We start from the raw sequence: 7,618 nt of genomic DNA, 5'->3' as shown, positions 1-7,618 counted from the left end.
GTGTGGCGCGATGACGCCCGCTTTGTGAACACCTATTGGAAGAGCATCCCCGGCCGCCTCATCTACAGCACGTTTGACTGGGGCATCCGCGATGCCGACGGCTACCACTTCATCCTGGGCCGCACGGACGATGTGATCAACGTGGCCGGCCACCGCCTGGGCACGCGCGAGATCGAGGAGAGCATTGCCTCCCACCCCAACATTGCCGAAGTGGCCGTGGTGGGCGTGGCCGACAGCCTGAAAGGCCAGGTGGCGATGGCGTTTGCCGTGGCGCGCGATGCGTCAGGGCTTACCGATGACGCTGCACGCCTGAAGCTCGAAGGCGAGGTGATGAAGCAGGTGGACCACCAGCTGGGCGCCGTGGCGCGGCCGTCGCGCGTGTACTTTGTGACCGTGCTGCCCAAGACCCGCAGCGGCAAGCTGCTGCGCCGCGCGCTGCAGGCCGTGGCCGAGCGGCGCGACCCGGGCGACCTGACGACGATGGAAGACCCGGCCGCGCTGCAGCAGGTGAAGGACCTGGTGGGCTGAGTTCAGGCCAGCCCGGGCCGGCGGGTCACTGCAGTGGCCTGGCAACAAATGCCTGTTTACCCTGCCGGTCAAACCCCGCCTGCTCGTAAAAGCGCAGGGTGTTTTCGTCCTTGCGGCCCGTCATCAGCATGACCTTGTAGCAGTGCTCCCGCCAGGCATGGGCCAGGGCGTGCTGCAGCAGCGCATGCCCCCAGCCCTGGTCGCGATGGGACGAGTGCGTCACGACGTTCTCGATGACGCCGTAGGGACGGCATGCACGCGTGAGATTGGGGATGACGGTCAGCGTGCAGGACGAGACCAGCGCACCCTCATCCCACCCACCAAAGTACCGAATGCGTGGGTTGGCGAGCGCCTCGGCCCACACGGTCCGCACCTCGGGTAGTGGGGGCAGCGGGTCGTCTTGCGCGTGCAGGTGGGTGTACAGACTGAGCAGGGGGGCCAGGTCTTCGGCGCTGAGTTCACGGATGTTCAAGGCCAGCCTCCAGGGGGCGAAGAATATGCTTGGTTGCTACCAAACTCATAGCTGCTGACGCATACGATACTAGCGCCTGGCAAGGTTTTAATGCTACAAAACCGGCCGGTTCCGCTGCCACCCCGCAGGCGGCTGCCAGGTGGGCGTCCAGCCGATGAAATCCTCCAGCGGCATGGGCCGGGCAATGCAGTAGCCCTGCGCCTGCAGGCAGCCCAGCTGCAGCAGCATCTGCCCCTGTTCGACGGTTTCCACCCCTTCGGCGATCACCCGATAGCCGAACGAGCGTGCCAGGCCGATCACGCCCTGCACGATGGCCAGGTCCCCCGGGTCGCCCATCATGCCGTGCACAAAGCTCTGATCGATCTTGAGCGTGTCCATGGGCAGGCGGCGCAGGTAGGTCAGCGACGAATAGCCGGTGCCAAAGTCGTCCAGCGCCACCGTCACGCCCATGGCGCGCAGGGCGTTCAGGGTGTCGGCGACGGCGCTCAGGTCGTACAGGGCGGCGCTTTCGGTGATCTCGACCTCGACCAGGTGCGCGGGCACCCGGGGGTGGCGCGCCAGACAGCCGGCCACCCAATCGGCAAAGTCCGGTTGCTGCAGGTGCTGTGCAGCAATGTTGATGCTCAGCGGCATGGGCATGCCCCGGTCCTGCAGCTGCTCCAGCACCGTGAGCGCGGCCTCTGCCACCCATTCGCCAAAGCCGATCTCCAGATCGGTGCCCTCCAGCAGCGGCAAGAACTCGCCGGGGGACACCAGGCCGCGCTCGGGGTGCTGCCAGCGTGAGAGCACTTCGGCGCCCACCACCGTGCCACTGCGCATGTCCACCTTGGGCTGCAAGTACAGCATGAACTGGGCTTGCGCCAGTGCCTCGCGCAGGTAGTGCCCCTGCGCGCGCAGCAGTTGCAGGGCGCGCTCCTGGGCGGCGTCAAACTGGTGGAAGCGGTTGCGCCCCGCCTGCTTGGCGGCATACATGGCCTGGTCGGCATGGCGCAGCAGGGTGTCGGCGTCGGCGTCGTCCTGCGGGAAGATGGTGTAGCCGATGCTGGCCGTGACGACCACGCGCTCGGTGTCCAGCGTGTAGGGGGCCGAAACGCTTTCCATCACGCGTTCCAGCATGCGTTCGCAGTCGCTCACCGAGCCTAGGCCAGGCATGAGGATCACGAACTCGTCGCCTCCCAGCCGGGCCACCGTGTCCAGCGGCTGCAGTGCGCGCGTGAGCCGCCCGGCCACCACCACCAGCAGGCGGTCGCCCGCCCCGTGGCCCAGGCGGTCGTTGACGGGCTTGAAGCCGTCCAGGTCGAGGTAGGCCACACCCAGCTGCTTGCCGGTGTCACGGGCCTGGGCCATGCATTCCTGCAGCTTGCGCGCCAGCAACACTCGGTTGGGCAGGCCGGTGAGGGCGTCGTACAGCGCCAGGCGCTGCAGCATCACCTCCTGCTCGCGCTGGGGGGTCACGTCGATGGCCACACCGAGCATGCGGGCCGGGCGGCCTTGCTCGTCAAAGCCCACGATCTTGCCCAGGTTGCGCACCCAGCGCACCGGCTCGTTGGGCTGGTTCAGCCGCCAGGTGGCGTCAAACGGTGTGCCCAGGTGGGCGGTGTGGCGCGACAGCTCCGTGGTGATGCGGTCGATGTCGTCCGGCGCAATGGCCGTGGTCCATTGCACGGCCGCTGAGGTGTCGCCGGTCACCGGCAGCCCGCGCATGGCACGCCAGCGGCGGTCGCCCGTGACCAGGCCGGTCTGCAGGTCCCAGTCCCACAGTCCCAGCGATGCGGCGGAGATGGTGAGCGACAGCAGGGCCTCGCGTTCACGAACCTGCACCTCGTTGCGCTTGCGGTCAGTGATGTCGTGCACCGAGAACAACCAGCAGGGCTCGCCATCGAACTCGGTGGCGCGCATGGACTGCAGCACGGTGCGCCGGGGACCATTGCGCACGTTCAGCGTCACTTCGTAGTCGCTGAGGTGGCCGGTCTGGCTGACCTGCTCCATCAGGCGCTGGCGGTCTTCAGCGGTGAAGATGCCCAGCTCGACGGCGGTGCGGCCAATGGCCTCTTCGCGGGGAATGCCCAGCATGTCGACCCAGGCGGGGTTGAGGTCCACATAGCGGCCATCGCTGCGGTGCGACAGGCCCATGGGGTAGGGCATGAGATGGAAGATGCGCGAGAAGCGCTCCTCGGACTGGCGAAGGCGCTGCTCGGCACGCTTGGCTTCGTCGATGTCCTGCATCACGCCGCGCACCCTGACCACGCGGCCGTTCTCGATCACGGGCTCGCCCCGGGCGCGCACCCAAAAAAGATGGCCGTCGGCGTGATAGACCTCCATCTCCATGCTCCACTCAGCGCGTGAACGGATGCTCTGGCGGAACTTTTCGCGCAGCGGCTCGCGGTACTGCGGGGCCACATGGCGGTCGATGTAGTCGCTGGGGGGCGGCTGGTTGGGTGACAGGCCGTGGATGTCAAAACACACGTCCGACCAGTACACCAGGCCGCGGCCACGCTCGTCCTCCCATGCGCCCAGTCGGGCCAGTCGGCCGGCTTGCTGCAGCTGGTTGTAGAGCGCCCGAAGTTCGTCGCTGGTGCGTTGGGCTTCGGTCATGTCGTGGAAAACGAAAACAAAGCAGTTTTCGCCATTCACAAGCACAGAGCGTGCCGACATCAGGCCCGGAACCTGCACCCCCTTGCTTTGCGCAACCAGGGGCAACCGGTCCACCTTGCCTTCTCGCTGGTAGGTGTCCAGCAGCCGCTTGCGCTCGTGCTCGTTGGCCCAGATGTGCAGCTCCGACGAGGTGCGGCCCAGGACCTCCTCGCGTGTGAAGCCCAGCAGCTCGCAGAACGCCGGGTTCACATCGATGTAGCGCCCGTCGGCTATGCGGGTGATGCCTGCCGGGTCGGGCAGCGTCTGGTAGAAGGTGGTGTATTTGGCCTCGGCAGAATGAAGGGCCTCCTCGGTCTCGCGGTGGGCGGTGATGTCCACGTCCATGCCGATCAGGCTGGCCGGGCGCCCCTGCGCATCGCGCCGGGCGACGGTGCCACGGGACATCAGCCAGCGCCACCGCCCCTGGGTGTCCATCACGCGGAACTCGGCCTCGTAGCTTTCCTCCAGCCCGTCCATGGCACGGGCCAGCTTGGCGGCATTGCGTTCAGCGTCCAGCGGGTGGCGCCGGGCGTACCAGCGCTGCCAGAGGTCGGGCGACTGCAAGTCGGCACTGGTAATGCCATAGGCCTCGTAAAACCGGCCATCACAGAAAAACCGGCGTTCGACCACATTCCATTCCCAGCGGCCGCCGCCCAGGGCATCCAGCGCCAGACGCAGCTGGTGCTCCTGCTGGCCCAGCGTCTGCTGGATCTCGTTGCGCGCCAGCTCGGCGCGGGCCCGGCTGGCAATCACCAGCCAGCCAATCCCGAGCATCAGCACGCCGGCGCCGTGGTGCCAGTGCATGTTGCTGGTGCCTTCAGGGGCCGTGCTGGTGGCCGTCGTGACCAGCGAAACCACGAGCGGCAGTGTGAGGGTCAGTCCGGCCAGTGGCGCCCAGTCGGGCCAGGCCCAGCGCTGGCCCAGGCTGCGCCACGCCCAGCCGGTAGCCAGCGCGCCGCCCAGAACGGTGGTGGCGGGCCAGACGGCCGAGGTGTCTGTCCAGAGCGCGGCCTGCAAGGCCAGCACGGCGGTGATGGCCGCCGCCGGCACGCCAAAAAACAGCGCCACGAACGCCGTGGCGGTGGGGTAGGCCACGATATGGAGCTCCGGCGCATTCCAGCGCAGCGCCTCGAAAGCTGCGATGGAGACCAGCCCGCCCGCCACGCCGAGCAGGATCAGGGTGCGCCGGGACGGGTGCAGAGACTCCTGCGGCGACAGCCAGACCGGCACCAGCAGCAGCAGCATGAGGGCAGTGCCCGCCAGCAGCGTGTTGTTACCCATGGTGTTTTCCTTGGGTGGTCTGGTCGCTGAAGCGGGCGGCTGCGGGTCTGGAACGTGGCGGACAAGCCAAAAGAAGGAGCGGGTGCATGTCGCGGCCTGTGCCGCATGTGGCCTTGCTCAGAAGGCATGCACCCGATAAAAAAACCATCCGCCAAGTTTAGGCCTGTTCTGAGGTGGGCCGGGCGGGCCGCAGCGTCCTGATAAGTCCGGTTGACAACAAGGTGCCGCACACGATCACCAGCGCGCAGCCCACCATCCACGGCGTGATGGTCTCGCCCAGGAACAGCGTGCCATAAAGCACGGCGAACACCGGGGTGATGAAGGTCACGGCCAGCGCGCGGCTGGGGCCCGCGTGCTCGATCAGGCGAAAGTACAGGATGTAGGCAATGCCGGTGCACAGCACGGCAATGGCCAGGATGGCCGCCCAGGCGCGTACACCGGGCATCTGCGCCGGCCACAGCCACAGCGTGGGCAAGGCCAGGCCCAGCGCGGCGCCCAGCTGGCTGCCGGCTGCCGTGGCCAGCGGCGGCAGGCCCGTCAGGTGGCGCCGTGCAAAACTGGCCGACACGCCATAGAACGCCGACGCCAGCAGGCAGGCCGCAATCGCCCAGTGGGCGTGGTCGGTCTTGAACCCGGTGCCGGCAGGTGCGCGCCAGGCCAGCAGGGCCACGCCCACAAAACCCAGGGCCAGCCCCACCCAGCGCAGGCGGTTGATGCGGTCGCCCAGCCACACCCAGGCGATCAGCGCACCAAACAGCGGCACCGTGGCGTTGAGGATCGAGGTCAGGCCCGTGGCGATGTGCAGCACCGCCCAGGAAAACAGCGAGAACGGAATCGCCGAATTGATGACCCCCGCAAACAGGATGGGCCGCCAGTGCTGGCGCAGCGCAGGCCAGTGGCCCTGGCGCAGCATGATGGGCCACAGGAACACCGTGGCCAGCGCCACCCGCAGGCCGGCGGTGGGCAGGGGACCAAAGTCAGACGCGCCCAGGCGCATGAACAGGAACGACGCGCCCCAGAGCGCGGCCAGCAGGATGAATTCGCCGATCCAGGTGGAGACGGGCCGGGTGGCGGGGCTGTTCATGCGGTGGCTTTCATGGGATCGGCTGCGGCGGCCAAAAGGGGTGCATTCTCCAGCGTCAGCAAAGCCCTCTTGCGATCGAGGCCGCCTGCATAGCCCGTCAGGCTGCCATCGGCACCCAGCACACGGTGGCAGGGCACCACCACGCTCAATGGGTTGCGGCCCACGGCGGCACCCACGGCCCGCACGGCGCTGGGGTTGCCCAGCTGACGGCCCAGCGCGCCGTAGCTGATGGTCTGGCCCCGGCCAATCTGCAGCAGCGCGCGCCACACCGATTGCTGAAATGCCGTGCCCCCCGACAGGTCCAGCGGCAGGTCGAAATGTTGGCGCTGCCCGCCCAGGTATTGCTGCAGCTGGTGGGCGGCTTCTCGCAGCACAGGGTGGTCGCCAGGGGCCAACGCCCAGGCCTCGGAACCGTGCAAGTGGGCGGTGGGCTCGTGGCGCTGGCCTTCAAACCAGACGCCCGACAAGCCGTTGGGGGAAGCGGCCAGCCGCACGGGCCCCAGCGGGGTGTCGGCCCGTGCCTGCACGGTGAGGGGGTGAAACTGCATGAGAAGAGGTCGTTAGAGGGTATTGAGGGAGGTTTTGATCCGAAATCGGCACCATGCGCTAGTGCCTATTGCCTGAGGTGCTATGGTTTTGATAGTTTCTGGGCGTCGGCAGGTGCAGGCGTGCCGGCACCGCTGTTGCCAGCAGCCCAGGCGCGCAGCACCGCGTAGCTGCGCCAGGGGCGCCAGGCCTGCGAGGCCTCTTGCGCGGCGCGTGCGGGGTTCTTGTGCTGCTGCACCCCCAGCGCCTTGTGCAGCGCCACGTCCCCCGCCGGAAAGGCGTCGGGCCAGCGCAGCACCCGCATGGCGATGTACTGCGCCGTCCAGTCACCAATGCCGGGCAGGGCGCACAGGGCGGCAGTGGTGCTGGGCACGTCGGCTCCCGCGTGCAGGGGCAGGGTGCCGCTGTCCACCGCGCGGGCCAGCGCCACGATGGCCGCTTGACGCTGGCGCACGATGCCCAGCTGGCCCAGCGTGTCGCCATCGGCGCGGGCCAGGGTGGCTGCGGTGGGAAACAGCCGGTGCAGCCCGGACCAGGGCGTGGCGATGGGTTCACCCAGCCGCTCCACCAGCCGCTGGCCCAGCGTGCGCGCGGCCGCCACGGTGATCTGCTGGCCCAGCACGGCGCGCACGGCCAGCTCAAAGCCGTCAAACGCTCCGGGCACACGCAGGCCATCACCGTCCGGAAAGTGCGGGTGCAGCACGGCGTTGATGGCCGCGGGGTCGGCGTCCAGGTCGAGCATGGCACGCACGCGGCGGATGACGAGCGGCAGCACGGGGTACAGGCTGTCGCTGGTCTGCAGCAGCACCTGGTGGCGCGCCAGGTCAAAACGGGCACTCAGCCAGCCGGTGGTCTCCTGCGGCAGGCCGGTGCAGGTCCTGGCCAGCCGCACGGTGCGGCGCAGGCCGGGGCCGTCCGCACCATGCACCACGCACTCCACGCCATGGAACTGCCGCTTTTCAAAAAAGGCCAGCAACGCCACCACGTCCAGTGGTGGCCGCCACGCCAGGCGCACGGCGCTGGTGCGCCCCGCGCCCGATGCGGCGCTGCCACCGCCGTTGCGCCGCAGCTGG

5 protein-coding genes and 1 pseudogene are annotated in these 7,618 nt (G+C 68.4%); 1 reads left to right on the top strand and 5 read right to left on the bottom strand.

Annotated elements, in window-relative coordinates; translation table 11 throughout:
* Window positions 1-528, top strand: a pseudogene (gene prpE / locus DBR23_RS30155) (propionyl-CoA synthetase); the annotation flags it as partial.
* 25 nt (window positions 529-553) lie between these two features.
* On the opposite strand, the gene DBR23_RS00900 reads toward prpE, so the two are convergent.
* The 5 genes from DBR23_RS00900 to DBR23_RS00880 form a co-directional block, all read right to left on the bottom strand.
* Window positions 554-1,000, bottom strand: a complete 447-nt coding sequence (locus DBR23_RS00900; RefSeq protein ID WP_108497005.1) for a GNAT family N-acetyltransferase — start codon at window positions 998-1,000, stop codon at window positions 554-556.
* 93 nt (window positions 1,001-1,093) lie between these two features.
* Window positions 1,094-4,915: an EAL domain-containing protein gene (locus tag DBR23_RS00895; RefSeq protein ID WP_108497004.1), complete on the bottom strand. Its 3,822-nt coding sequence runs from the start codon at window positions 4,913-4,915 to the stop codon at window positions 1,094-1,096.
* 157 nt (window positions 4,916-5,072) lie between these two features.
* On the bottom strand, window positions 5,073-5,999 hold the full coding sequence (locus DBR23_RS00890) for a DMT family transporter (protein ID WP_099730309.1): 927 nt from the start codon (window positions 5,997-5,999) through the stop codon (window positions 5,073-5,075).
* Window positions 5,996-6,547: a methylated-DNA--[protein]-cysteine S-methyltransferase gene (locus tag DBR23_RS00885; RefSeq protein ID WP_108497003.1), complete on the bottom strand. Its 552-nt coding sequence runs from the start codon at window positions 6,545-6,547 to the stop codon at window positions 5,996-5,998. The genes DBR23_RS00890 and DBR23_RS00885 overlap by 4 nt, the downstream gene beginning before the upstream one ends.
* Window positions 6,548-6,627: 80 nt before the next feature.
* A partial coding sequence (locus DBR23_RS00880) for an AlkA N-terminal domain-containing protein (protein WP_304466187.1) occupies window positions 6,628-7,618 on the bottom strand: 991 nt, incomplete at its 5' end.

The sequence above is a fragment of the Acidovorax sp. HMWF018 genome, from assembly GCF_003061035.1.
Lineage (GTDB): Bacteria > Pseudomonadota > Gammaproteobacteria > Burkholderiales > Burkholderiaceae_C > Acidovorax > Acidovorax delafieldii.
This window is presented reverse-complemented; position numbering and strand designations above follow the sequence as displayed.

Coding starts and splice junctions, on each gene's coding strand:
- DBR23_RS00890 (WP_099730309.1), bottom strand. CDS start 5,999: ATGAACAGCCCCGCCACCCGGCCCGTCTCCACCTGGATCGGCGAATTC.
- DBR23_RS00885 (WP_108497003.1), bottom strand. CDS start 6,547: ATGCAGTTTCACCCCCTCACCGTGCAGGCACGGGCCGACACCCCGCTG.
- DBR23_RS00895 (WP_108497004.1), bottom strand. CDS start 4,915: ATGGGTAACAACACGCTGCTGGCGGGCACTGCCCTCATGCTGCTGCTG.